This window comes from Amycolatopsis sp. NPDC034160 (genome assembly GCF_055575355.1).
The window spans coordinates 93,684-118,620 of the sequence record NZ_JBVISU010000017.1 but is presented as its reverse complement, the minus strand read 5'-3'; the positions used below and the strand labels follow the sequence as shown (position 1 = coordinate 118,620).

At 68.4% G+C, this 24,937-nt stretch carries 21 protein-coding genes; 7 read left to right on the top strand and 14 right to left on the bottom strand.

Annotated features, from left to right (window positions below; genetic code table 11):
- Nucleotides 1-38: 38 nt before the first annotated feature.
- The 3 genes from ACZ54P_RS29210 to ACZ54P_RS29200 all read right to left on the bottom strand — a co-directional run bounded on the left by ACZ54P_RS29210 (nt 39) and on the right by ACZ54P_RS29200 (nt 6,129).
- Nucleotides 39-1,577, bottom strand: coding sequence for a S8 family serine peptidase (locus ACZ54P_RS29210; RefSeq protein WP_465464782.1), 1,539 nt, complete (start codon nt 1,575-1,577; stop codon nt 39-41).
- Between the two features lie 27 nt (nt 1,578-1,604).
- A complete protein-coding gene (locus ACZ54P_RS29205) occupies nt 1,605-3,074 on the bottom strand; it encodes a trypsin-like serine protease (protein WP_465464781.1) in 1,470 nt (489 codons plus the stop codon).
- Between the two features lie 214 nt (nt 3,075-3,288).
- On the bottom strand, nt 3,289-6,129 hold the full coding sequence (locus tag ACZ54P_RS29200) for a LuxR C-terminal-related transcriptional regulator (protein ID WP_465464780.1): 2,841 nt from the start codon (nt 6,127-6,129) through the stop codon (nt 3,289-3,291).
- Between the two features lie 333 nt (nt 6,130-6,462).
- Here ACZ54P_RS29200 and ACZ54P_RS29195 point away from each other — a divergent pair, with 333 nt between their 5' ends.
- Entirely contained in the window at nt 6,463-7,053 is a 591-nt protein-coding gene (locus ACZ54P_RS29195; RefSeq protein ID WP_465464779.1) for a papain-like cysteine protease family protein, read from the top strand.
- Nucleotides 7,054-7,057: 4 nt separating this feature from the next.
- Complete coding sequence (locus ACZ54P_RS29190) at nt 7,058-7,810, top strand: hypothetical protein (RefSeq protein ID WP_465464778.1); 753 nt, start codon at nt 7,058-7,060, stop codon at nt 7,808-7,810.
- A 43-nt stretch (nt 7,811-7,853) separates the two neighbouring features.
- Here the strand turns inward: ACZ54P_RS29190 and ACZ54P_RS29185 are convergent, their stop codons facing one another.
- The 3 genes from ACZ54P_RS29185 to ACZ54P_RS29175 are packed head-to-tail and all read right to left on the bottom strand — an operon-like array spanning nt 7,854 to nt 11,124.
- Complete coding sequence (locus ACZ54P_RS29185; protein ID WP_465464777.1) at nt 7,854-9,335, bottom strand: flavin-containing monooxygenase; 1,482 nt, start codon at nt 9,333-9,335, stop codon at nt 7,854-7,856.
- Nucleotides 9,332-10,180, bottom strand: coding sequence for an SDR family oxidoreductase (locus ACZ54P_RS29180; protein ID WP_465464776.1), 849 nt, complete (start codon nt 10,178-10,180; stop codon nt 9,332-9,334). Before ACZ54P_RS29180 ends, ACZ54P_RS29185 begins: the two co-directional genes overlap by 4 nt.
- Nucleotides 10,177-11,124, bottom strand: a complete 948-nt coding sequence (locus ACZ54P_RS29175; protein WP_465464775.1) for a patatin-like phospholipase family protein — start codon at nt 11,122-11,124, stop codon at nt 10,177-10,179. Before ACZ54P_RS29175 ends, ACZ54P_RS29180 begins: the two co-directional genes overlap by 4 nt.
- Before the next feature lie 49 nt (nt 11,125-11,173).
- Between ACZ54P_RS29175 and ACZ54P_RS29170 the strand changes: the two genes are divergently transcribed.
- Together ACZ54P_RS29170 and ACZ54P_RS29165 are read left to right on the top strand one after the other, a co-directional pair.
- Complete coding sequence (locus ACZ54P_RS29170) at nt 11,174-11,824, top strand: TetR/AcrR family transcriptional regulator (RefSeq protein WP_465464774.1); 651 nt, start codon at nt 11,174-11,176, stop codon at nt 11,822-11,824.
- Nucleotides 11,821-12,603 carry an alpha/beta fold hydrolase gene (locus tag ACZ54P_RS29165; protein WP_465464773.1) on the top strand — a complete coding sequence of 261 codons (783 nt, stop codon included), beginning with the start codon at nt 11,821-11,823 and terminating at the stop codon, nt 12,601-12,603. Before ACZ54P_RS29170 ends, ACZ54P_RS29165 begins: the two co-directional genes overlap by 4 nt.
- Before the next feature lie 348 nt (nt 12,604-12,951).
- Here ACZ54P_RS29165 and ACZ54P_RS29160 read toward each other — a convergent pair whose 3' ends face one another.
- Together ACZ54P_RS29160 and ACZ54P_RS29155 are read right to left on the bottom strand one after the other, a co-directional pair.
- Complete coding sequence (locus ACZ54P_RS29160; RefSeq protein WP_465464845.1) at nt 12,952-14,148, bottom strand: HNH endonuclease signature motif containing protein; 1,197 nt, start codon at nt 14,146-14,148, stop codon at nt 12,952-12,954.
- Between the two features lie 337 nt (nt 14,149-14,485).
- Complete coding sequence (locus ACZ54P_RS29155; protein ID WP_465464772.1) at nt 14,486-15,574, bottom strand: FAD-dependent oxidoreductase; 1,089 nt, start codon at nt 15,572-15,574, stop codon at nt 14,486-14,488.
- An 81-nt stretch (nt 15,575-15,655) separates the two neighbouring features.
- On the opposite strand from ACZ54P_RS29155, the gene ACZ54P_RS29150 reads away from it, so the two are divergent.
- The gene (locus ACZ54P_RS29150) at nt 15,656-16,219 is read left to right on the top strand and encodes a TetR/AcrR family transcriptional regulator (protein WP_465464771.1); all 564 of its coding nucleotides are present in this window, start codon (nt 15,656-15,658) and stop codon (nt 16,217-16,219) included.
- On the opposite strand, the gene ACZ54P_RS29145 is transcribed toward ACZ54P_RS29150, so the two are convergent.
- The 5 genes from ACZ54P_RS29145 to ACZ54P_RS29125 are packed head-to-tail and all read right to left on the bottom strand — an operon-like array spanning nt 16,216 to nt 22,177.
- Complete coding sequence (locus ACZ54P_RS29145; protein ID WP_465464770.1) at nt 16,216-17,211, bottom strand: TerC/Alx family metal homeostasis membrane protein; 996 nt, start codon at nt 17,209-17,211, stop codon at nt 16,216-16,218. The two genes, ACZ54P_RS29150 and ACZ54P_RS29145, sit on opposite strands and share 4 nt — an antisense overlap.
- Nucleotides 17,212-17,251: 40 nt before the next feature.
- Complete coding sequence (locus ACZ54P_RS29140) at nt 17,252-18,166, bottom strand: LysR family transcriptional regulator (protein WP_465464769.1); 915 nt, start codon at nt 18,164-18,166, stop codon at nt 17,252-17,254.
- Nucleotides 18,163-19,344 (bottom strand): glycine C-acetyltransferase, encoded by a 1,182-nt coding sequence (locus tag ACZ54P_RS29135; RefSeq protein ID WP_465464844.1) that lies wholly within the window; start codon nt 19,342-19,344, stop codon nt 18,163-18,165. The genes ACZ54P_RS29140 and ACZ54P_RS29135 overlap by 4 nt, the downstream gene beginning before the upstream one ends.
- Nucleotides 19,344-20,375, bottom strand: a complete 1,032-nt coding sequence (tdh, locus tag ACZ54P_RS29130) for an L-threonine 3-dehydrogenase (RefSeq protein ID WP_465464768.1) — start codon at nt 20,373-20,375, stop codon at nt 19,344-19,346. The genes ACZ54P_RS29135 and tdh overlap by 1 nt, the downstream gene beginning before the upstream one ends.
- Nucleotides 20,376-20,434: 59 nt before the next feature.
- The gene (locus ACZ54P_RS29125; RefSeq protein ID WP_465464767.1) at nt 20,435-22,177 is read right to left on the bottom strand and encodes an ABC transporter ATP-binding protein; all 1,743 of its coding nucleotides are present in this window, start codon (nt 22,175-22,177) and stop codon (nt 20,435-20,437) included.
- A 74-nt stretch (nt 22,178-22,251) separates the two neighbouring features.
- Between ACZ54P_RS29125 and ACZ54P_RS29120 the strand changes: the two genes are divergently transcribed.
- Together ACZ54P_RS29120 and ACZ54P_RS29115 are read left to right on the top strand one after the other, a co-directional pair.
- Complete coding sequence (locus ACZ54P_RS29120; protein WP_465464766.1) at nt 22,252-22,821, top strand: TetR/AcrR family transcriptional regulator; 570 nt, start codon at nt 22,252-22,254, stop codon at nt 22,819-22,821.
- 55 nt (nt 22,822-22,876) lie between these two features.
- Nucleotides 22,877-23,785: a lysostaphin resistance A-like protein gene (locus ACZ54P_RS29115; RefSeq protein ID WP_465464843.1), complete on the top strand. Its 909-nt coding sequence runs from the start codon at nt 22,877-22,879 to the stop codon at nt 23,783-23,785.
- Between the two features lie 47 nt (nt 23,786-23,832).
- On the opposite strand, the gene ACZ54P_RS29110 is transcribed toward ACZ54P_RS29115, so the two are convergent.
- On the bottom strand, nt 23,833-24,882 hold the full coding sequence (locus ACZ54P_RS29110; protein WP_465464765.1) for an NAD(P)-dependent alcohol dehydrogenase: 1,050 nt from the start codon (nt 24,880-24,882) through the stop codon (nt 23,833-23,835).
- Nucleotides 24,883-24,937: the final 55 nt, after the last annotated feature.

Below are 24,937 nucleotides of genomic sequence, written 5' to 3'. Positions count from 1 at the left end.
ACCGTCATTACCACTCACGAGGCCTGTCCGAAGTGGACTCAGAAGGTGATGCCGAATCCGTCGATGCTGCCGGTGTCGAACTTGTAGACGTCCTGGGCGCTCAGCTTCCAGGTCCCGTTGGCCGCCTCGCCGGAGGCGTCGACCGTGAAGGTCTGGTGCACGCCGCCGGCCGAGCCGACCCCGCCGGAACCCTTGAGGCGGTAGGCCTTGCCACTCGGCCCGATCAGGTCGAGAACGAGGTCGGCGCTGTAGGTGTGGGAGATGTCGACCTTGACCGCCAGGGACGCGGAAGCCTTGCCGTCACAGCCTTCCTGGGTCACCGAACTGGTCACCGCGGCTCCGGCGTCCGGAATGGACACCGGCGTGGTGTTCGACTTGACCCCGCACGCCGGACCGGGGCCGCCGCTGCCGATGAACGAGACGTCGAGCAGCTTGTTCGGCGAACCGCTGCCCACGTTCTTGATGACACCCGCCGTCGCGTTGGTCACCAGCGCGTCGCGGACCTGCTGCGGCGAGGCACCCGGGTTGGCCGACAGGTAAAGCGCGGCGGCGCCGACGACGTGCGGCGTCGCCATCGAGGTCCCGTTCATGGTCGCCGTCCCACCGCTGGTCGGGCTCAGTGACGTGATGTTCGAACCGGGCGCGAAGAGGTCGGTGCAGCTTCCGTAGTTGGAGAACGACGACCGGTTGTCACTCGAATCCGAGGCGTTGACGGTGATCGCCGCCGGGATCCGGGCCGGGCTGGTGTCGCAGGCGTCGGTTGAGGAGTTACCCGCCGCGACGCCGTAGACCACGCCCGAGGCGATCGACCGCTTGACCGCTTCGTCCCCGACACCGGGAGCGTCCATCGTGAGGCTCATGTTCGCCACCGCGGGCTTCTGCGCGTTGGCCGTCACCCAGTCGACGGCGTCGATGATGCCCGAGTCCGGCCCGGAGTTGTCGCAGCCCAGCACTTTCAGCCCGACGATCTTGACCTTCTTCGCCACGCCGTAGGTCTTGCTGCCGATCGTGCCCGCGGTGTGGCTGCCGTGACCGTTGCAGTCCTTACCATCGCCGCCGAAGAAGTCCTTGCCGAGACTGGCCCGGCCTTCGTACTCCGGATTCGACGGGTTGATACCGCTGTCGAGGTCGTAGGCGGTGACGCCCGCGCCTTCGTTGGGGTAGGTGTAGGTCTTGTCGAGCGGGAGGCTCTTCTGGTCGACCCGGTCCAGTCCCCACGTCGGGTTCTGCTGGGTGCCCGTGCCCCGTGCGGTGCCGTCCTCGTAGACCGCCTTGACCGACGGGTCCGCAGCCAGCTTCCGCGCTTCGGCCAGGCTCAGGCTCTTGGCCGAGAAGCCGCGGACTGCCGCGGTCCAGACCGAACGGACCTCGCCACCGTAGCGATGTGCCAGCTCCGCCGAAGCCGACTGGCCGGCCGCGGCGACGTCATGAAGAACGACGATGTACTGATCTCCGTAATGCTCCTTGGCCGGGATCACGACACCTTCGGCCTCGGCACCGACGGCCGTTCCGGCAGCGAGCGCGAGCAGCGGGCACAAGAGACCGAGTGCCAGCAGGGTTTTCGTCTTGCTACGCATGAGTGTTCACCTCTGTTTCGGCGAAGATCACTGGACAGTGAGGGTGTAGGTGGTGGTCGCGGTCTTGCCGGTGGCGTCCTTGGCGGTCACCGTGACCGGGTACGTGCCCGGTTGGAACGGCGCGAAGACCTGCATGGTCGAACTGCCGCCGCTGGACACGCTCTGCGGTGAGAAGAACGGGTTGATCGGCAACCCGGAACCACTGGCGGACAACGTGATCGATCCGCTGCCCCCGCTCGCGGTGACGGTGGCGCTCACGAGCGAACCCGCGCGGCCGGATCCGGAACCCGGGTCGACGGTCACCTTGAGGTCGCCGGCCGGCGGCTCGCCCGCGCCGACGGTGAGGGTGAGCGCGGCGGTGGCCGTCTCGGCCGTACCCTTCCCGGAAATCGTGACCTGGTAAGCCTTCTCCGGTGTCCCGGCGGCGGTCTCGATGGTCAGTTTCGTCACCTCGCCCGCCTTGATCGTGGCGGGCTGGAACGTCGCCTTGGCGCCCTCGGGCAGCCCGGTGGCCGACAGCGTGACGTCCTCGGCGCCGTTCTTGCCCGGTTTGCTGGTGACACTCGCCGAGATGTACTTGCCGGGCAGGACCTTCACCGACGACGGCGAGGCCGCGAGAGTGAAGGCCTCACCTGGCTGCTCGCCGCCGATCTGCTGGGCGACCCAGTCCCCCATCTCGTTGTTGAGTCTGCTGTAGACGCTGTACCAGCGGAAGTCACTGCGGCTCCACGAGGTGACCCCGACGACCTTCCCGTCGACGACGAACGGGCCACCGCTGTCACCGGGCAGGACGGTCTTGCGGCCGTCGGAATACCCGGCGCAGATCATCGTCTCCGGGTCGACACCGTTCTCCACACCGGTGCACTGACTCGCGTTGACGATCGGCAGGGTCAGCTTGTGCAGCGTGACGTCCTGGGTGGAGTCGTTGACGTCCTTCTTGCCGTAGCCGAGGCTGAAGCCGTCCTTGCCGGGCGTCTCCAGGCCGGTGTCGGCGGAGGTGGCGACCTTCGCGTAGCCGCCGGGCGGGACCGGGATGTCGCCGTCAGTGGTGATCACCGCGACGTCGTAACCGTTCCAGGGCTGGGTGAATCTGGGGTGGATCTGGTAGTCGACGGCCTTCAGCTGGGTGCCGCCCGCGCTCTTGAGGTCGTCGAGTCCATAAAGGACACTCTTCTCGCCTGCCAGTTCCTTGCAGTGCGCCGCGACCAGGACCTTCCGCGGCGCGATGACGGAACCGGAGCAGCTTTGCCCCCTCGGCCGGGAACCTCCTTCGCGCAACGCGGCGATGGCGTACGGGTGGTCCTTGACCGAGGCCGGCGAGCCGCCGATGCTCTGCGTGTGGACGCCGCCTTCCGGTAAGGGCGCGGCGTCGGTCGGGGCGATGGCACGGGGAGGGTCGGCGGGGACGGCGCGCAAGGACACCGCACCGGCGACGCCCGCCGGTGTCAGCGCGGCCATGGTCAGTGCGACCACGCCGAGGATTCGTTTTCTGCTCACGGTGATTCCTTTCAGAACTTCCGGATCGGGGAAGTACTCACAAAGGCCGCAGGGGAATTCGCGACTGCCCGACAACTGTCGAACGACAGGGGAAACGGAACAATAGTGGAGTGGAGCGGTCGATCCCCCATTTAAAGAAACAGGCCCCTACCTGCGGTTTCTCCGTGCCGTACCCAGCGAATCGCCGAATACGGGCCCCTAGGGAATAGGGTCGTCAGGCGGTTTGGGAACCCTCACCGGTCGCGTCGCGGAGCAGATCCTCGGTCAGGACCGTGCGCGAAGGCAGCCCCAGTTTGCGCAGCGCCCGCCCGACGTGGATCTCGACGGTGCGCGGTGACAGGAACAGCCGCTCCCCGATCGCCCGGTTGGTGAGGTTCTGGGCGGCGAGCCTGGCGACTTCGAGTTCCCTCGGCGACAACGCTTCGCCGTACCCTTTGCGGCCGCGGCGGGGCGCCTCCGGATCGCAGCGTCGCAGTGACCGGCGGCAGCGGAGCGCGTCCACGGCGGCGCCGAGGCGCACGTACGCCGTCTCCGCGGTGGTGAACGCGGAGACGGCACGGTCTCGCTCACCGGCTTCGGCGAAGCATCCGGCCGCGAGTTCGTCGGCGTAGGCGGCGAAATACGGAAGGGGCAGCGCGTGATAGGCCTGCGCGGCACCGAGCAGCAGGTCACCCGCGGCGAGTGTCTCGCCCCGGGCATGGGTGAGCATGCCGCGGCACAGCAGCGCGGCCGCGTTGGCGACCGGTGTGTCCTTGCCGTCGAGGCCCTGCCGATATTCCGCGAGCAGTTCCCTCGCCTCGACCAGCTGCCCCAGCCCGAGCATGGTGCGCACGGCGAACGGCATCAGTTCGGCCGCCCACACCCAGTTCTTCTTGCGGCGCACGGTCTCCAGCCCGTACTCGGCGAGGCGTCGGGCGGCCTGCAGGTCCTTGCCCGCCTGATGGACCGCGACGCGCCCCGCGTACGCCGAAGCCTGCACCGGGACGCTGCCCGCGGAGAGCGCGAACGCCGCGTCGAAACTGCGCAGCGCCGCCGTGGGCCGATGCTGCCCGTACTCGTACCAGCCGAGCACGAGCAAGGGCTCGGCGGCCAGCGAGCTGTCCTTGTCCACCCGCGTCAGCATCGCCCGCGCCTTCTCCGCGACGGTCGCCCACTCACCCATCGCGAGGTCCAGGCGCAGTTCTGTACCGTCGGCGAGCGCGTCGAGATAGGGCTGGTGGTCGTCGCGGATCAGCCGTCGCGCGGTCGCGAGGTAGGCCCGCGAGACCGGGTAGTGCCCGTTCCACGCCACCGCGTCGGCGAGGTTGATGTAGGTGCGCGCCACCTGACGGCACACCTCGGCCGATTCCGGGGCCCTCGGTAGCTCGGCGATGCCCTCCCAGGCGTCCGGATCGGCGACCTGCATCCGCGCCGACAGCCGGTTGGCGGCGATGGCGGCGAGCAGCCCGGCGTCGTGCTCACCCTTGCTCGCTTCTTCGGCCTGATCGAGCCAGCGGAAGTTCTCCTCGACCGGGATCGTCCCGATATGCGGCAACGCCAAGGTGACCAGTCCCCTGGCGAGCAGCGCCTGCCGCCTGCCGAGGTCGGCGGCGCCCAGTTCGATCTCGAGCCTGCCCGCTTCGACCTTGCCCACCTGGTTGATCAGCACCTGGCCGAGGTGGACCCGGATCTCTCCCCGCGCGGCCTTGCTCAGCGGCCATTCGCGCAGGATCTCGCGCAGCAACCGGACCGTTCCGGCGTGGGCGATGCTGCGCGGCAGTTCCCTGCCGAGCCGGACGGCGAACGATTCGCGCGCGGTCCGCGGCAGCTCCGTGTCCCGCAACGCGGTTTCGAGCAAACGGCTCGCTTCCTCGGTGCGGCCGTCTTCGATGGCGTTGTCGACCGCGACGCCGGTCCACTGTGTCCACGCGGTGAGGTCGCCTGCCAGCCGCGCGTGCCGGGCGATGAGTGACGCGAAAGGTTCGGCACCGGCGGCGAGCCGGGAGGCGGCGCGGCCGTGCATCGCGCACCGCTGCGGGCCGGGCAACAACGCGTAGACCGCTTCCGCGAGCAGGGGGCTTCCCGAGACGTATCGGCCACAGCCGAGATCCCGGAGCAGTCCCGCTTCGACCGCTTCGGTGACCGCGCCGGAGGTCTCTCCCGACGATCTCGCCGCTACCGCGCCCAGCTCCGGTTCCCCCGCCGGGGAACCCAGCACCGCGGCCGCGCGGACGACGTCCCGGGCGGCCGGGCCGAGCGCCGCCATCAGCTCGGCGACGCGGCCCCGCACGATCGGCGGCACGGTCGCCGACGCCAGTCTGTCGGCCGAAAACGCCTCGGCCGTGTCGCCGAGGCTCCGCACCAGCGCCATCAGGTCGACGGCTATCCCGGACGTCCGCCGGTGCACCGCTTCGGCGAAATCCGGCGCACAGCGGCCGAACGAGGTGTCCAGCAGCTTGCGCACCTGTCCGGCGGTGAACGCCGGAAGCGACAGGCGCGCCGCGATCTCCCGCATCGGCGGGAACCGCCGCGGTCCGCACGCCACGGAACTGACCACCACGCTCAGCGGGATCGCCGGTGACGCCGCGAGTCCGCGCACGAACTCCCACGTGTCGTCGTCGGCGGCGTGGACGTCGTCGAGGACCAGTACCGCCGGGCCGCAGCCGGTCAGTATCTCGCGCACGGCGCGGAACTCGTGCTGCCGGACGGTCTCGGCGTCCGCGTTCTCCGGGAACGGTGGCAGCCATGGCGACCACTCGGGGATCAGCCGCCGCAGGACACCGGTGACCGGCGAGAAGCCCGCCGCGTGGGCGGCGGCGACGTCACTCTTCCCGAGCAGCGCGTCGACCAGCGGGGCCAGCCGGCACGGGCGGACGAAGGAGCCGCAGCGCGCGGACCAGACCACGCGTGACGCGATCCCGGGATGGGCGACCAGTTCTTCGAGCAACCGGCTCCGGCCAACACCCGGTTCGCCCTCGACGACGGCGACCGACGGCGGGCTCGAGGTGACGCGCACCAGTTCGGCCAATGCGGTGTCGCGGGCCACGAACACCGGTGCCGCACCGAGCGTCGGCATGGTCACCGACCATACCGATCGGACACCCGCCGAAAGGCGGGAATACGGACAGTGACCGCCAGCGGTCCGTATCCGTCGCGCCGACCTGCGCGACCTGATCCACCGCACGCGCAATACGGACCCTTACGTATTGCCTCACGCCTTGCCACGGATGCCACCAGAGGGTGAATCTCATTCTGTTCGCAGTGCTCCTCTGTTACCTCGCCACAGCACAAGTCCCCCGCTCGCGCCGGACGGTCACCCGGTCGGGTAGCCGCGGTCCCCATCCGACCCTTCGGGTAGCCGCCCGCGCGTGCTTCGCGTTTCGACCATCCAGTTAGGAGTGTCCCCACGGTGAAAACCTCATTCAGGCGCGGGCTGGCCACGGCCTGCGCCGGTGTCGCCGCGATGGTCGCCCTGCAGGCGCCCGCCGCCGCGGTCCCCACGATCACGGCGGCCACCACGATCCCGATCAAGATGCAGGCACAGGAGAAGAGCAACTGGTGCTGGGACGCCAGCGGCAACACGATCGCCGCCTGGTGGGGGCACACCCTGTCCCAAACGAAGTTCTGCCAGGTCGCGCACAACGAGTCCGGTACGGACTGCGCCAACAACCAGGGCTACCTCAGCGATCAGCAGCGCGTGTTCCGCTGGCTCGGGTTCGGCAACGTCGGCACCTACAGCTCCTCGGGCCAGACGTTGAGCTTCGCGTCCATCAAGGGCCAGGTCGACGCGCGGCAGCCGATCGGCACCCGGATCGGCTGGCGCAACGGCGGCGGCCACATGCACGTGCTCTACGGCTACGACAACACGAACGGCGCGACGACGGTCTACTACGGCGACCCGTGGGGCTCGAGCCCCCGCTACAACCAGATGAACTACAACGCCTATCGGTCCAACAACTCGTTCACCTGGACCCACACCGTCTACGGGATCAAGGACTGAAACCATGAAGCGAACCTTCCTCGGCGCCACGATCCTCGCTCTCGGCCTGTCGCTCGCGCTCGGCGGCCAGGCGTCCGCCTCCGACGCGCCCAGCGGCGCGCCCACCGCGACCGACCTCGCCGCGGTGTCCACAGTGGTCACCAGCGATGCGACCACCCAGCGGCTCGCGAAGGCGGTGTTCCCCGGGGCCGCCCAGGCCGACGCGGCCGTCGCGGCCCGTACCGCCAAGGCCGATCCGCGTACTCCGGTAGCGGTTTACCAGCCGACCGCGGCCTTCCTCGCCGGAAAGCCCGGTGCCCCGGCGGAACTCGCCTACATCGCCACACCCGCCACCCTCGGAAACGGTGCCGCGGCGACCGTCTGGTCCCAGCGTGAAGGCACCGGCTGGTCGGTGTTCAACGTCGCATCGGGTGACGTCGAGAAGCGCCTCGCGGCGTTGACCGGCAAGGGATATCTTCTGAGCGAGCCGCAGGCAGGCGCCTGGTACGCCGTCGACGGGGACACCGTGACCGTCCTCGACGGCTCGTCGGTGGCGAAGACCGGCGAGAAGATGACGCTCGCCGCCTACCGCGAGGCCCTGCAGAGCCGTTACGGCGACAAGCTGCCCGGCTCGACCTACGACCGCACCGGTGCCGCCGGTGGTTACGGTGCTTCCCCGGTGGACGACACCTCGGTGCTGTGGTGGCCTTACGCGATCGGCGCGATCTTCCTCGCCGCGGCGGGCGCGGTCGTCACGCTCCGGCTACGCAGGCAGTGACCACAGGGTGCCGGGATCGCGCGGGATCCCGGCACCCGTTTCCCTACGCGAAGGTGTAGTCCTCGACGGGGAAGCTGCCCGCCTCCTTGATGGCGTTCAAGGTCGAGGACGGGCGGAGCAGGGTCGCCTCCCCGTGCGGGTTGAAGTAGTAGCTGTTCGCCGGAGCGCAGTTCCCGAGGGTGAAGATCGAGTCGCCGAGGCGTTCGGTCATCCGGTCGAGAAACGCGTCGTTGGCCTCCTGCGTGACCTCGAACTCGGTCGCGCCGCGTCGTCGCATCGCGGTGAACAGCCGGTCCATATGCCGCATCTGTGTCTCGATGGTGGTGAAATAGGACAGACCCGAGTAGGAATACGGGCTGTTGAGCGAAATAAAGTTGGGGAATTTCGGGATCGCGACCCCCTCATAAGCCTGGAAGCGGTTCTCCCGCCACCACTTTCCGAGGTTCCGGCCGTCGCGGCCGATGATCTCTATCGCCGGGAAGTTCGCCTCCCACAGGTCGAACCCGGTCGCGAGCACCAGGACGTCGATCTCCTGCCGCGCGCCGTCGGCCGTCACGATCCCGGTTTCGTCGATCCGCGCGATCGACGTCGTCTCCAGCCGAACGTGGTCCTTGGTGAAGGCCGGGTAGTACTCGTTGGAGAACGTCGGGCGCTTGCAGCCGAACGAATACCGCGGCGTCAGTGCCGCGCGCAAACCAGGATCCCGCACCTGACGGCGGAGATGCGCCTGGCACCACAGCTTGCCGAGCCGGTTCGCCATCGGCAGCTGCTTGTAGTGCAGGACGCCGGAGACCATCATCAGTTCCAGCACCGCCGTGCCGGTCAGCCGGGCGATCCGCTGGGTGAGCGGGACGGCGGCGAACGCGCGGCGGACCGCCTTGGGCACCGGGAAGTCCAGTTTCGGGCTCACCCAGATCGGGGTGCGCTGGTACACGGTGAGTTCCCGCGCGATCTTCGCGATTTCCGGGATCAACTGGACGGCGGTCGCGCCGGTGCCGATCACCGCCACGCGTTCGCCCGCGAGGTCGTAGTCCTCGTCCCAGGCGGTGGTGTGGATGACCTTGCCACCGAACGAGTCGATTCCGGTGATTTCGGGTTTCTTGGGCTGGGACAGAAATCCGGTCGCGGTGAGGAGATACTTCGCGGTGACGGATTCACCCTCGGCGAGGGACACCGTCCAGTGCGCGTTCGTCTCGTCCCAGACGGCGCCGGTGACCACGGTGCCGAAACGCATGTAGCGCCGCAGCCGGTACTTGTCCGCGACGTGTTCGGCGTACCGCTTGAGTTCCGCCCCCGGCGCGAACAGCCGCGACCAATGCGGGTTCGGCTCGAACGAGTACGAGTAGGTGGCCGACGGGATGTCGACAGCCAGGCCGGGATAGTGGTTCACATGCCAGGTGCCGCCGAGATCGGACTCGCGTTCGAGGATGAGCAGGTTGTCGTAGCCGAGCCGGTCGAGCTGGATCGCCGCGCCCATCCCGCCGAAACCGGCTCCGACGACGACGGCGTCGTATTGCGCGTTCATGCGTTTTCCTCCCGATGGGTGTCCTGGTCGAGGCGGCTGCGATAGTCCGCGCGCTCAGGTGAGTCGGGGCGCAGGGCCCGATCGTCGCGCATCAGGCGGCGGAACGCGTTGAGCGCCGGTTCGGGCGTCACGCCCGCGAGTGCGGCGAGCGCGCCGACGTAACCGGGCACGGCGATCTCGGCGGCGCGGGTGCGGACGGAAGTCACGACGGCGTCGGCGATCCTGCCCGGTTTCACTTTCGGGATCGGCCGCATGTCGAGCCCGGCAGCGAGCGCGGTCTCGACCGCGGACGGCAGCACGGCGGAGACGCTGACTCCGTGGGGCGCGTATTCCAGCCGCGTCGCCGCGGTCAACCCGACGACGGCGAACTTGCTGGCGTTGTAGATCGCTAGCCCCTTGACAGGGAACTTCCCGGCCAGCGACGCGACGTTGACGATATGTCCGCGCCCGCGTTCCAGCATGCCGGGCAGTGCCAGCCGCATGCCGTGGACGACGCCGAAGACGTTGACCTCCATGGTCGCCCGGTTCAGCGCGTCGGAGAGGTCGAGGAACCCGCCGTTGGGCATGATGCCGGCGTTGTTGACGAGTACCGCGAGCGGTCCGCTCGCCTGTTCGGCGTCGCCGAGAAAAGCGGCGAAAGAAACCGGATCGGCGACGTCGAGCCGATAGGCCGTCCCGCCGATGTCCGCGGCGGTGCGTTTCGCGGCTTCGAAGTCGAGGTCGCCGATGGACACGCGCGCGCCGCGAGCGGCCATCCGTTCCGCGATCGCGCGGCCGATGCCCTGCCCCGCGCCGGTGATCGCCACATGTGCCCCGTCGAGGTCGAGGGCCGGGTACTTGCTCACGCGCGCACTCCTTCTCGTGCGAAGGCGGCGGCGACCAGGTCCGGCGCCGTCCTCACCGCGGTGGCGAGCACATGCTCCCGCCGCCGCCCGTCCATGAAGTTGGCGCCCATGGCGGCCAGATCGTCCGGAGCCGGTTCGATCCTGACCACCCGCACGCCCGCCGCGCGCAGCCGTCGCACCTCGTCGTCCACACGCCGGGTCATCGCGCTCCGCAGCAAACGTTCCAGCCTGGTCAGGCCGCGCGCCGGAGCCCCGCCTTCACTGCTCATCGGTGCGATCAGCACGACCTCGCCGACGTCGTGGCCGAGCAGGAGATCGGCCGAGGTCGGGGAAACCGTCCCGCCGTCGAGCAACGGACGTCCGTCCACGAGAGATGGAGGGAACCAGCCGGGAATGGCCCATGACGCCGCGATCGCCTCACCGAGCCTGGCGGGCGGCGCGCCCGGGGAACCGAGCGCGACCCGCCGGCCCGCTGGATCCGCGGCCACCAGCCAGGTCGCGGGATGCGGGACCCAGCCATCGGGCGCCAGCGCGTCCCCGAGGTCACGGAGCCAGCCCGCGTCTCCCCTGCCCTGCGGAAGCAGCCCCGCGAGGCCGGCGAGCGTGTCGACGTCCCGGCGCACCGCGGCCCGCACCAGTCCGGCGGCAGGCCACCGCGGGTACGGCACCGGCGGGAACCGGTTCGGCACTCGCTGGACGTGAGCCGCGACGACGGGATCGCCGTCGGGCGTGCCGGCCAGCGCCCCGAGGATCGCCTTCCCCGGGATACCCGTCCCGAGCATGGCCACCGCCTCGGCCCCTGCCGAGGTCCCGACCAGGACGTCCGCCTCGCGCGGGTCCCAGCCGGCCCGTGTGTGCAGCGCGTCGAGGACCGCCGCGGTCCAGCCGAAGCCCAGGGTGCCGCCGCAACCGAGCACCAGAGCCCTCGCGGAATGACGTGTCATTTCCGGAACGGTATGTCATTCGAACGCGTCAGGCAATAAGCTGACCGGCATGACGACGGAGACCCCGGTCAGCAGGGCCGCACGGAAGAAGCAGGAGCTACGGCGCGAGATCGTGGAGACCGCGTTCGACTGCTTCGCCGAACGCGGCTACCACGCGACCGGTATCGCCGACATCGCCGCGCGGCTGGGCATCGGGCACGGCACCTTCTACCGGTATTTCCAGAACAAGCGGGACATCGTCGACCACGTCATCACCGACCTGGTCGAGAAGGTGGTCGCCTCGCTGGCGGCGGACAATGCCCCGGACGCGGTCAGCAGCCTGGCCGAATACCGCAAGCAGAGCGCCAGGATCGGCGACGCGCTCGCGCAGATTTTCGGCAGCGATCCCCGGATGGCCCGGTTCCTCCTGCTCGAAGCCGCGGGTATCGACGCGGAGATGCGGGAGCGGGTGCTGGACTTCTACGAGACCGCCGCCGACCTCACCGCGGGCTACCTGCACCACGGCGTCCACCTCGGCTACCTGCACGCGGATCTGGACGTCGACGCCACCGCGCGGGCGATCAACGGGATGATCCTCGCGTCGATCCTCTCCGGGCTGCGTGATCCGTCGCCGACGGGGCAGGCGGCGATGAGCAGGGCCGTCCGCCGCGTCATGTACGACGGGATCGCGTCACGTCACGACCGGACAGGAGAAGGATGACCACCCTCCCCCGCACCGGCCACGCCGTCGCCGCCGATGGCACGCGACTGGCCTACCAGTGGCGCGGCACGGGAAGGCCGCTCGTGCTGCTGGCCGGGCAGGCGAACGACCATACGTGGTGGAACCGCACGCGCGGGGACTTCCCGAGCACGATCACCATGGACTACCGCGGCACCGGCGCCAGCGACGCGCCCGATGTTCCTTACTCCACAACGGGTTTCGCGGACGACGTGATCGCGGTCCTCGACGAATTGAGGGTCACCGAAGCCGACGTCTACGGCACCTCCATGGGCGGGCGCGTCGCGCAATGGGTCGCCGCCCGGTATCCCGGCCGAGTTCGCCGACTCGTCCTCGGCTGCACCTCGCCGGGTGGGAAGCACGGCATCGAACGCTCGAACGACGTCCGGCTGGCACTCGCGAAACGGCATTCGACCGAAGCGCGGGAAGCTTTGGAGGACATGATGTACAGCCCCGCCTGGCGGGCCGCGAACCCCGGCCCGTACACCGTCCTCGGCGCCCACGGAATGCTTCCGCACGCCGTCCGCGGTCACCTCGTGGCGAGCAACACGCACGACGCCTGGGACGCCCTGCCCCGGATCACCGCTCCTACCCTGGTCCTGCACGGAGACGACGACATTCTCGCGCCGCCCGCGAACGCGCCCTTGCTGACCGAGCGGATCCCTGGCGCGCGGATGCACGTCTTCGCCGGGGCACGGCATGCGTACTTCGACGAATGCCGTCCTGAGTCGAGCGCGCTGGTGAACGACTTCCTGAAGTAAGCCCTAGCGGCCGTCGCCATTCCCCGGCGACGAGGTCCATCCCCGCCTTTGCAGACCACGCACGACACACCCCCCCTCGACGAACGCCGACCCCAGTCGAGCGCGCTGATAAACAACTTCCTGAAGTAAGCCCTAGCGGCCGTCGCCATTCCCCGGCGACAGGCTCACGACGATGGTGGTTGGACGGCTTTGCGTGCGGGTCCGTGACGCCATCCCCGACGCGCGGACACGCATCTTCGCCGAGGCACGGCACGCCTCCTTCGACGAACGCCGTCCTCGCACCGCGCGGGAACGAGACTCGCACCACTCCGAGGGCTACCGGCCGTCGCCGGTTCCCGGCAATAAGCCTCAGAACGGTGGTGGTTCCTCGCCGGGCGGGGTGTGTGTGCGGGGTTCGTGGAGAGGTGGTGGTGTGCTGTCGTAGGTGTGTCCGGTTGGGGTGGTGACGGTCAACGTGCCGTCAGCCGCGAGCCGGTAGGTCCAGCCGGGTTCGTCTTTGAGCCGGTGATCGCGGCGGCAGAGATCGACCAACTCGTCGGCGGCGGTGTGGCCGCCGAACTGCCACGGCACCACATGATCCAGATCGCACGCCTGCGCCGGACGCCCCCACCCCGGTCTTCGACATTCACGATCCCGCACCCGCACAAACTCACCCAACCCCGCCGTAGGCCGATACCGACCCCGCCCCAAATCCAGCACCTGCCCCGACAACGGATCACTGATGATCCGCCGCAACACCGCGTCCGACCCCGTCACGATCCGCCGCGCCAACCCCGCCGGAACATGCCCATGCCCAGCCAACTCCGCCGGATCATCGTTGAGCCCGAGATAAGTGAACAGGTCCATGTACAGGAACACCTCCGCACGTTCACTCGTCCCGCCCTGCCCACCCAGCAGCAGATCAAGCGCGACATCCGCACGGAGCTGATCCAACGTCCGGGTCTCCCCACCCCTCCGCAAAGCACGGGCCTCACGATCGATCCGCCGGTAAGCCGCGGTCACCTTCTCCACGGGCCCGCCTTCGACCTCAATCGACGCCACACCCGTCTCACCCTGCCGCACAGTGAGCCGACGCCCTTCCCGATGATGCGCGGTACGTTTGCCCGCACCGTCACGGTCGACGGCGATCGCCGCATGGCTGGCCGCTTTCCGGATCTGATCGGCATTCTTCTCCGGTAACCGATCCTCCACCACAGCATCCGCGGCCCGCGCGTTCTCATCCGAGAGCCACGCCGTCGCGGCGGCGACCTTCAACGCACCGAAACCACACACCTTCCCCTGATCCATCAAACCCAGGGTGCGCGGCAGACGTGTCGCCAACGCCTCCGCCGCGGAGACCATCGCACCCGCGTGATTGTCCACAAGAGACAACTCGACCGCGACCTCCTGCACCACACTCCGCGCACCCCCACGATGCCGACTCAACTGCGCCAACGCCCGAAACCGCACCGCCTCCAACCGCGCGATCCCCACCGACACCGCCTGTGCCACCGCCACCGAATCCTTGGCATCCAACGAATCTATACAAGCATTGACCAACTCCAACACATCAGGATCCGAAAGTTCTTCCAAAAGCGCCACCGAAGCGGCCTTGTGCGTTTCCACGCCAAAAACCGTACAACCAGCCACCGACAGTTCTGGATCAGGCGAACACCACAGCCGTTACCGAAATCCGGCGACAATCCTCCAGGCAGAAACGCCGCCGAAACGCGACAACGACATCCCCCAAGAACGCCGAGAAAACTCCAACGATCGACCACGGCACCAAGTACAGGCACTGATCACGGCGGAACCGACCTCCGAACGAAAACGGACGTGAACCCTCTTACCGCAACCCGGCACCGAAACCCCAGAGCCGACACTCCAGCACCCCCAAGGAATCTCACCGGACAAGAGCGTCATCGTGCGAATCAAGCAGCCCAGCAGCCCCACCTTCGAGCTGTCGAGCGATCTCGACCGACCGCGGCACCATCGTCTTCTCATAGGCCGCAACACCTTCGCCGATCGTGGCGGAACCAGCCAACGCGAGAGCGAGTTCGCAAGCGTCGAGCATGGCCAGATTGACACCGACGCCCAGGGGCGGCATCAGGTGGGCGGCGTCGCCGAGCAAGGTCACCGTCGGCCTGTGCTCCCACGTATGCGGCACGGGCAGGGCGAACAACGGACGATCGACGTAGGGGCCGTCGTTGTCGGTGATCATCCGGAGCATGCTCGGCGACCATTCGGCAAAGGCGTCGAGCAGCCGTGAACGGATGTCACCGGGATTCAGCCGGGCCGCGGCGATCCAGTCCACGGGCAGCCGCTGGATGATGTACACGCGGATATGGTCTCCGCTGTTCCGTTGCGCGAACACGCATCGGTCGCCGTCGGCGGCCATGGCGCTGCCCTGACCGACGAGGGCGGCGAGGTCGGGGTGCGCGTTCTCGACGTCCTCGAACCAGGCTTCCAGGAAAGTGATCCCGGTGTACTCCGGGACGGCCGCCGACACCGCCGGGCGAACCCGAGAGAAGGCGCCGTCGGCCCCGATGACCAGGTCCGTTTCGACCGTCGCCCCATCCGTGAAACGCAACCGGCTCTCGCCTTCGACTCTCTTCAGGGTCCGGCCCCAGTGCACGGTGCCCGGTTCGAGTGAGCCGAGCAGCAGATCACGCAGCTGGCCTCGGTCGATCTCAGGTTTGAAGAACTCGCCTTCGGCCGGGAAGTGCCGTTCCAGCAAGCGGCCCTCTGGATCCAGCTTGCGCGTCTCCTGGCCTTCCGGCCGCGCCAGGGCGAGGAACTCTTCGGTCAGGCCGGCTTCGCGCAGGGCCAGTTGCCCGTCGTCCGCGTGGAGGTCGAGGGTGCCGCCCTGATCGCGCGCGTGAGGATGCGGGTCCCGGTCGTAGACCGTCACGGGGACGCCGTGCTTCTGCAGGATGCGGGCGCAGGTCAAGCCGCCGGGGCCCGCGCCGATGATGCTGATTCTCGAAGTCATGACCCCAGAAAAGCAGAACGAGTTAAAAAGTGCAACGAGTCAACTTAGTGACTCCGACAACCACTGCGCTAGAGTGCGTTCATGGAGACACTGGGACGGCGCGAACGCAAGAAGGCCGCGACCCGTCAGGCACTCGCGGACGCCGCGTTGGAGCTGTTCCTCGAGCGGGGCTACGACCAGGTGAGCATCCGTGACATCGCCGAGGCGGCCGACGTGTCGACGACGACGCTCTTCAAGCACTTCTCCGGTAAAGAGGCGTTGGTCTTCGACGAGGCTCAGGACCGCGAAGCGAACCTGATCGCCTCAGTGCGGCAACGCGAGGAAGGGCAGAGCGTGGTCGAAGCGCTGCGCGAGTACGTGCTCGCCTCGTGGCTTTCCATAACGGCTCATCCGCGGTACACCGAATTCACCGCCTTGGTCAGCGGCACCCCGGCACTGCGGGAGTACGGCGAGCGCATGTGGACCCGGCATGCCAAAGCCCTCGGCGCGGCCATCGCCGAAGACGCCGGCGTCGACTCCGACGACATCGCCTGCCACGCGCTCGCGCGCTTCGTTCTGGACATTCCGGCGCTCACCAGGGGAAGGCCGGATCCCCGTGAGGACGTCGAGCGGATCTTCGATCTCCTCACCCACGGCTGGCGTTAGTCCTCTTCGGGGCGGGAGCCGCGTAGCGAACCCGGATGTGCTTTGGCGGTGGGATTTTTGCGGGTCTTGAGCAGGCTCGCCACCGTCACCACGACGAGGATGCCGATGATCACCGCGAGACTCACCGGCGTCGAGATCTCCGGAACGCTCTCGTCGATGTCGACGTGGGCCCAGTGCAGGATCAGCTTGATCCCGATGAACCCGAGGATGATCGCGAGCCCGGCCGACAGGTACACCAGACGGTCGAGCAGGCCCTTCACGAGGAAGTACAGCGCGCGCAGGCCCAGCAGGGCGAAGGCGTTGGCGGCGAAGACCAGGTACGGCTCGTCCGTGACACCGAAGACGGCGGGGATCGAGTCCAGGGCGAACAGCAGGTCGATCCCGCCGATCGCGAGCAGCACCACCACCAGCGGCGTGCCGACCCGCTTCCCTTCGACGCGGGTGACCAGCTTGCCGCCGTCGTATTCCGTGGACAGCGGCAGCAGGCGGCGTGCCGTCCGCACCACCACGTTGTTCTCGACGTCCGGATCCTCGTCGCGATGCCGGAACAGCTGGATGCCGGTGTAGATCAGCAGCAGGCCGAACAGCAGGAACATGAAGGAGAACAACGAAAGCAGCGTGGCGCCGAGCGCGATGAAGATCGCGCGCATGATCAGCGCGACGACGATGCCGAACGTGAGCACCTTGTGCTGGTGCTCGTCGGGCACCGCGAAGGTGGTCATGATGATCACGAAGACGAAGAGGTTGTCGACCGACAGGCTCTTCTCCACGATGTAGCCCGCGAAGTACTGCTGCCCGAAGTCCCCACCGTGCGCCAGCGTCAGCCAGACGCCGAACGCCACCGCGACCAGGATGTAGCCGACCGACCAGGCCACCGCTTCACCGAAGCCGACCTTGTGCGGCCGCACGGCCGCGAGGATGAGGTCGAGTGCCAGCAGGGCGAGCACCAGCCCGATCGTGACGGTCCAGGTCAGGCCATCGATCTGGAGCATTCGCGCCCTGTCTTTCTTTCGACGGCTGGTTTCCCAGATCCTACGGGCGCATTCCCTGGTCCGCATTCGCATGCCGGGGGGCCGCTTCCAACAGGGCCGCGAGGACGGTCTTGAGCAGCGGGTGATCCGCGCTCCCCAGCCGGACCGCGGCGAACACGCGGCGCAGCGGTGGCTCGCCACGCAACGGGACGGCGACCGCGCCGGGCACGGCGGTGAAAGCGTTGCGCGGCACCAAGGCCACCCCTTCCCCCGCGGCGACCAGGGTGGTGATCGCGTGGAAATCGTCGGAGACGTGCCGGATCTCCGGATTGGCGCAGGCGATTGTCAGCACGTCGCGGCAGGGGTTTCCCGGTTTGGGCGCGATCCACTCGTCGTCGGCGAGTTCGTCGATGTCCACTTCGGACGATCTGGCCAGCCGGTGCGCGGTGGGCAGCACGACGTCGAACGGCTCCACGTACAACGGGAACCGGCTCAGCCTGCTTTCATCCGTTCGAGGCGAGAGCCGGTACTCCTCGGTGATCGCCAAGTCGATCTCTCCGTCGAGCAGCAGCGGGATGCTCGCGTGCCCTTCGACGTCCTGCACCCGCACCGAAACGCCGGGCGATCCGGCGCGCAGCGCGGCGATCGACGGCGCGACGACCATGGTGATCGCCGAAGCGAAGCTCGCCAGCCGCACCTGCCCCTGAACCCCGGAATCCAGCGCCGCCAGGGTGGCCTGCGCCCGTTCCAGTTCGGCGGCGACGGCGTTGGCGTGCACCACCATCAGCTCACCCGCGGAGGTCAGTGAGACCCGCCTGCCCCACCGCCTCAACAGCTGCTGGCCGCACTCGGCTTCGAGCGCGGCCAGCTGCTGGGAGACCGCGGACGGCGTCAGGTGCAGCGCGTGGCCCGCAGCCGTCACGGTGCCGTGGTCGGCGAGAGCGCGCAGTACCCGCAGCCGTCGCGGATCGATCATTCGTCCATCATGGACCTTGCGGTCACGAACGCGTCGACCGCACGGTGGATGTCCTCGATCGAATGCGCCGCCGACATCTGCGTCCGGATCCTGGCTTTGCCGTGCGGCACCACCGGGTAAGAGAAACCGACCACGTAGATGCCCTGGTCGAGCAGCAGATCCGCCATCTTGCCCGCCTTGGCGGCGTCGCCGATCATCACCGGGATGATGGGGTGCTCACCCGGGAGCAGATCGAAGCCGGCCTCGGTCATCCGGCGCCGGAACAGCTCGGTGTTGGCGCGCAGCTTCTCCAACAGCTCACCCGAGGAGTCCAGCAGTTCCAGTGTGGCGAGCGCGGCGGCGGTGATCGACGGCGCGAGCGAGTTCGAGAACAGATACGGCCGGGAACGCTGCCGCAGCATCTCGACGATCTCCGCGCGGCCCGAGGTGTAACCGCCGCTCGCCCCGCCCAGAGCCTTGCCGAGGGTGCCGGTCAGGACGTCGACCTTGTCCTGCACCCCGAACAGCTCGGGCGTGCCGCGTCCGGTCGGGCCGGTGAAGCCGACCGCGTGCGAATCGTCCACCATCACCAGCGCGTCGTAGCGCTCGGCCAGCGCGCAGATCTCGTCGAGCGGGGCGAGGTAACCGTCCATGGAGAACACGCCGTCGGTGGCGATCATCCGGTATCGCGCGCCGGAGGACTCCTTGAGCCGCTGCTCCAGGTCGGCGACGTCACGGTTGCGGTAACGCATCCGCTTCGCCTTGCACAGCCGGACGCCGTCGATGATCGACGCGTGGTTGAGCTCGTCGGAGATGATGACGTCCTGGTCGGTCAGCAACGTCTCGAACAGCCCGGCGTTCGCGTCGAAGCAGGAGCTGTAGAGGATCGTGTCCTCGGTGCCGAGGAACTCCGACAGTTTGGCTTCCAGCTCTTTGTGCGGTTGCTGGGTCCCGCAGATGAACCGCACCGACGCCATGCCGAAGCCCCAGCGGTCCAGCGCCTTCTGCGCGGCCTTGACCAGCACCGGGTGGTCGGCGAGACCGAGGTAGTTGTTGGCACAGAAGTTGAGGACTTCGCCGTCTGCGACACTCACCGAGGCCCGCTGTGGCCCCCGGATCACCCGCTCGCCCTTGTACAGCCCCGCTTCCCGGATCTCGGCGAGCCCGGCCTTGAGGTCGTCGCGCATCGCGCCGTACATCAGTTCTCCGTCCAATCCAGAATGACCTTGCCGCAACGGCCTTCCCTGGCCGTCGCGAACGCCTTCGCGTATTCGGTGTAGCCGAACCGGTGGGTGATCACCGGCGAGATGTCCAGCCCCGCCTGCAGCAGCACGGACATCGAGTACCAGGTCTCGTACATCTCGCGGCCGTAGATTCCCTTGATCTGGATCATCTTCAGCACGACGGCGGCGATGTCCACGGAGACGTCGGAGGCGGGCAGGCCGAGCAGCGCGACGCGACCGCCGTGCGACATGTTCGCGATCATGTCCCGCAGCGCCTCGGGCCGTCCGCTCATCTCCATGCCGACGTCGAAGCCTTCGGCCATGCCGAGCCGCTCCTGCGCGTCGGCGATGGTCGCCGACGAGACGTCCAGCGCGAGGTCGACGCCGACCTTGCGAGCCAGCTCCAGGCGGTGCTCACTGACATCGGTGACGACGACGTTGCGCGCGCCGGCGTGGCGGGCGATCGCGGCGGCCATGATGCCGATCGGTCCGGCGCCGGTGACCAGGACGTCCTCGCCGATGACCGGGAAGGACAGCGCGGTGTGCACGGCGTTGCCCAGCGGGTCGAAGATCGCGGCGATGTCGAGGTCGACTTCGCTGCGGTGCACCCAGGCGTTCTCCTCCGGCAGCACGGCGTACTGCGCGAAGGCTCCGTCGGTGTGCACGCCGAGCCCCTTGGTCCGAGCGCACAGGTGCCGTCGCCCGGCCTTGCAGTTGCGGCAGCTGCCGCAGACCAGATGCCCCTCGCCACTGACCAGGTCACCGACCTTGACACTCGTCACCGACCGGCCGATTTCGACGACCTCGCCGACGAACTCGTGCCCGATGACCAGTGGCGCGGCGATGGTGCGCGCCGCCCAGTCGTCCCAGGAGTCGATGTGCAGATCGGTACCGCAGATACCGGCGCGCAGCACCCGGACGGCAACTTCCCCGGGACCGACGGCGGGGTCCGGCACGTCGGTGAGTTCCAGCCCGGGTGCTCGGTCGGCTTTGACCAATGCCTTCATGGCGCGAAGTCTTACCGGTGCCCGCTGTGCGGTCCATCGCGAGTTTCTGAAATCCCTCGTTAGCGTGGCTTCACAAGGACTCCGTCCCCCGCGATGCGCAGCGCTTCCACCAGCTCCCGGTACAGCGTGTCCGTGGCGAGCAGGTGTTCATGGGTTCCGCTCGCCCGCACCCGGCCTCCCTCCATCACCACGATCGTGTCCGCGTCGATCACCGTGGACAGCCGGTGCGCCACGGTGACCACGGCGCCCTCGCGCGCCCGCCGCCGGATGCAGTCGTGGATCGCGCTCTCGGTCCGGCCGTCCACCTGCGCGGTCGCCTCGTCCAGCAGCACGACGTCCGGTGTGCGCAGGATGGCCCTGGCCAACGCGATCCGCTGGCGTTCCCCGCCGGACACCGACGTCGACGACAGCGGCGTGTCCAAGCCTTCGTCGAGGGCGGCGATCTTGTCGCTCAGGCGGACTTCACCGAGTGCTCGCAGCACCTCCTCCTCGGTCGCGTCCGGATGGGTGAAGAGCAGGTTCTCCCGGATCGTGCCCGGCACGATCGGCGTCTCCTGCTCGACGTAGGCCAGCCGTGTCCGCACCGAGGCGTAGGGCAGGTCCGCGTACGGCCGCCCGTCCAGCAGCAACGTTCCCGACGACGGCTGGACGAAGCGCATGATCAGCGACAGCATCGTGGTCTTGCCGGCCCCGGACGGCCCGACGATCGCGGTGTGCCCGCGTCTCGGGATCTTCAGCGAGACGTCCCGCAGTGCCGGTTCGCCGCCGTAGCCCGCGGTCACGCCGCGCAGTTCCAGTACCGGGCCGTCGTGCTCGCCTGCCGGATCCGGCGGCGTGGACACCTCGTCCTCCTCGACCTCCAGAGCGTCCATCTCCCGGATCCGCCCAGCGGCGGCGATCCCCGCCTGCAACGCGGTCATGTTCTGGCTCAGTTCGGTGATCGGCTCCATCAGCGCGAACGCGTACAGCAGGAACGCGATGAGGCTCGACACTTCGAGCAGGCCGGCGTCGACGCGCCAGGCGCCGAGGCCGAGGATCACCAGGATCGCGCCCTGGATGCCCGACCACGCCACCACCCAGGCGACGGCCTCGCGCCGCACCGCGCGGACGCCGTGCACGGTGGCCGCCTCGGCGTCGACCAGGACCCGCTCGGACTGGCGGGCTTCGGTGCGGCTGGCCTTCACCGTGCGGATCGCCCGCAGCGCGCCCTCCAGCACGCCGCCGAGATGGCCCACCCGGTCCTGCGCCTTCTCCTGTTCCTTCGCGATCGCGGGCATGAGCCACGCGAACAACGCGATCACCACGACCACGGCGGCGACCGTCGTCCCCAGCAGCACCGGGTCGAGCACGCTCATCAGCACGAGCGTGCCGACGAGCATCACCACCCCGTTGATCAGGCCGATCACGCTCGACGAGGCCGCCTCACGCAGCAGGACCGTATCCGAGGTGACGCGCGTGACCAGTTCTCCCGTCGGCCGTTGGGTGATCGCCGGGATCGTCGCGCGGAAGAACCGCCGCACCATCGATTCCCGCGCCTTCAGCACCACGCGCTCGCCGACCGTGCCGAGCAGGATCCACTGCCCCAGCCAGACCACCGAGCCAGCCAGGATCAGGCCGAGCAGCGCCAGTATTGGTCCCGCCAGCGACGCCGACGAACCGAGCGAGTCGAGCACCCACTTCGTGACCATGGGCGTGGCGAGACCGGTCGCGGAGCCGAGCAGAGCGAGCACCAGGCCGATCGCGAGTGCCCCCTTGTGCGGTCTGGCGAAAAACCACAGCACCTTCAATCGTGGAGTATCCATGGTTCCCAATGGAACACGTGTGTTCCAAAATCGTCAAGCGAGTTCCGAATCGGGGAGCGAGGTACGGTACGGCCATGAGTGAGGGTGTGGTCACCGAGACGGGTGTCCGGGCGAGGACCCGGCGCGCGATCCTGGACGCGGCCATCGAAAAGTTGACGAAGCAGCCGAGCGCGACTCTGGCCGACATCGCGGCGGCCGCGAACGTCGGGCGCACCACCGTGCACCGCTATTTCCCGGAGCGCTCGGATCTCATCGACGCCATCAGCCTCGACGCCCTCGACAAGATCTCCCAGGGCACCAGGCGGGCCCGGATCGACGAGGGCCCCGCCCCGGCGGCGCTGGCGAGGCTGTGCCAGGAGTACTTCGAATTCGGCGACATCTTCCAGTTGCTCTTCACCATGCCGGATCTGGTGACCCGCCCGGAATGGCAGGAAGAGAGCGACGACGACCGGTCGCTGCTGAACCTCGTCGAGCGTGGGCACCGCGAAGGCACGATCGACCCGGCGATGCCGAAGGAATGGCTGCTGCAACTGCTGTGGAGCCTGCTCTACACGGCGTGGGAAATGACGCGCGAGAAGACGCCGAAGCACGAGGCGCTCGGTTTGTGCCTGCGCAGCTTGGAAAAGGTCATCGCGGTCGGCTGAAGTCCTCCGAAATGATGACGCGGGCCAGCGCCGCTTCGATGATCCTTTCCTGGTGATGAAAGAGACCGGCGTCCGGCCTGGCGCCACCCGATGGATACTCCTCGGCGGACTCGCGGCGTTCGTCGCCGCCCCCGCGCTCCTGCTGGCGACCGGACACGACGTGCTCAAACCGTCCGCCGATTCGGACAAGGAACTTTCCCTCGCGGGCGCGCTGATTCCCGCACTGGCGGGAATCCTGCTGATCCGCGGGCTCCCGCTCCACGCGCCAAAACTGCTTCCCCAGGTGGACGACCGGCACGCCCTGCGGAGACAGGCGATGGCCTTGGCGCTCATCGCGTTCGTCTGGCCCTTGGCGTTGTTCCTGGTGTCGGCGGCGGGACAGCAGGGGCTGGTCCGCGACATCTGGGGACTCGCGAAGCCGCTCGTGTTCCTGGCGCTGCCACTGATCCTCCTGCGGGCTTTGCGCCCGCGAGGGGAACAGGATCCGTTCCGCCTCAGGCACCTCTGGTGGCCCCGGCGGACTTGGCAATGGCTCGCACCCGTTCCGGCGGTGCTCGTGTTCGGCTGGCTTTACGTCCTCGGCCCGCTCGCGCCACCGCTACCCACCACGGAGGACTACCCCGACCCGGTGTACCTCGCGGTGGTCGCGACGCTGACCTTCTTCACCGCGAACGTGCTCGAAGAGGTCTTCTTCCGCGGCATGCTGCAGACCCGGCTTGAGGCGCTTTTCGGGCGGTGGCCCGGGATTCTGCTGGCGTCACTGCTGTTCGCCTGGCTGCATCTGCCGACCCACGGACAAGCAGGCTCACCCTGGGCCGGACTTCCGCTCACCTTGGGCGCGATCGTGGCCTTCCAAGGGTTTTTCGGCCTGTTCACCGGCTACCTGTGGTCCCGCTACCGCAACCTGGTGGCGCCGATCGCCGCGCACACCGCGATGAACACCCTGCCGTTGCTGCTGATGTGAAGCGGCGGCCGGTCCGCCCACGGGAAGACCGGCCGCCACAAGAGAAGTCACGCGCCGATGGTCGCCGCGTCGATGACGAACCGGTAGCGGACGTCGCTGTTCTCGACCCGGTCGTAGGCCACGTTCACCTGGTCGGCCGAGATCGTTTCGATCTCCGCGCCGATGCCGTGCTCGGCGCAGAAGTCGAGCATCTCCTGAGTCTCGGCGATGCCGCCGATCATCGACCCGGCGAGCACCTTGTTCCCGCCGAGCAGCGAGAAGGCGTTGTAGGACAGTGGTTCGCCGGGCGCGCCGACGTTCACCATCGCGCCGCCGACGCGCAGCATGCCGAGGTAGGAGTCGACGGGCAGCGTCGCCGAGACGGTGTTGAGGATCAGGTCGAAGCGGCCACGCAGGGTCTGGAACGTCGACGCGTCACCGGTCGCGAAGTAGTCCTTCGCGCCCAGCTTCAGGCCGTCCTCCTGCTTCTTCAGGCTCTGACTGAGCACGGTGACCTCGGCGCCCATGGCGACCGCGATCTTGACCGCCAGGTGGCCGAGCCCGCCGAGGCCGACGACGGCGACCTTCTTGCCCGGTCCGGCGCCCCACCGGTTCAGCGGGGAGTAGGTGGTGATGCCCGCGCACAGCAGCGGAGCGGCCACATCGAGGCCGATGCCCTCCGGGATGCGGCAGACGAACGCGTCCTTCACGACGATCTGGCGGCTGTAGCCGCCATAGGTGTTCTCGCCGTCGAAGCCGACGCCGTTGTAGGTCTGGATGTTGCCCTTGAGGCAGAACTGCTCGGTGCCCGCGAGGCAGTACTCGCACTCGCCGCAGGAGTCGACCATGCAGCCGACCCCGACGCGGTCTCCCACCTGGTACTTCGTCACGCCGGATCCGACCGCGGCGACGACGCCGGCGATCTCGTGTCCCGGCACCATCGGGAAGATCGCGGTGCCCCAGTCTTCCTTCACCTGGTGGATGTCGCTGTGGCAGATCCCCGCGTACGCGATGTCGATCAGCACGTCGTCCGGGCGCAGGTCGCGGCGCTCGATGGTGGTCGGCGACAGCGGGGCGCCCGGGGACGGCGCGGCGATGGCGTGCGTGGTCGTGCTCATGAAACCCTCCGAGAACAGTGAGACCATGTAAGAGGTCACTTACCCTGACGTAAGA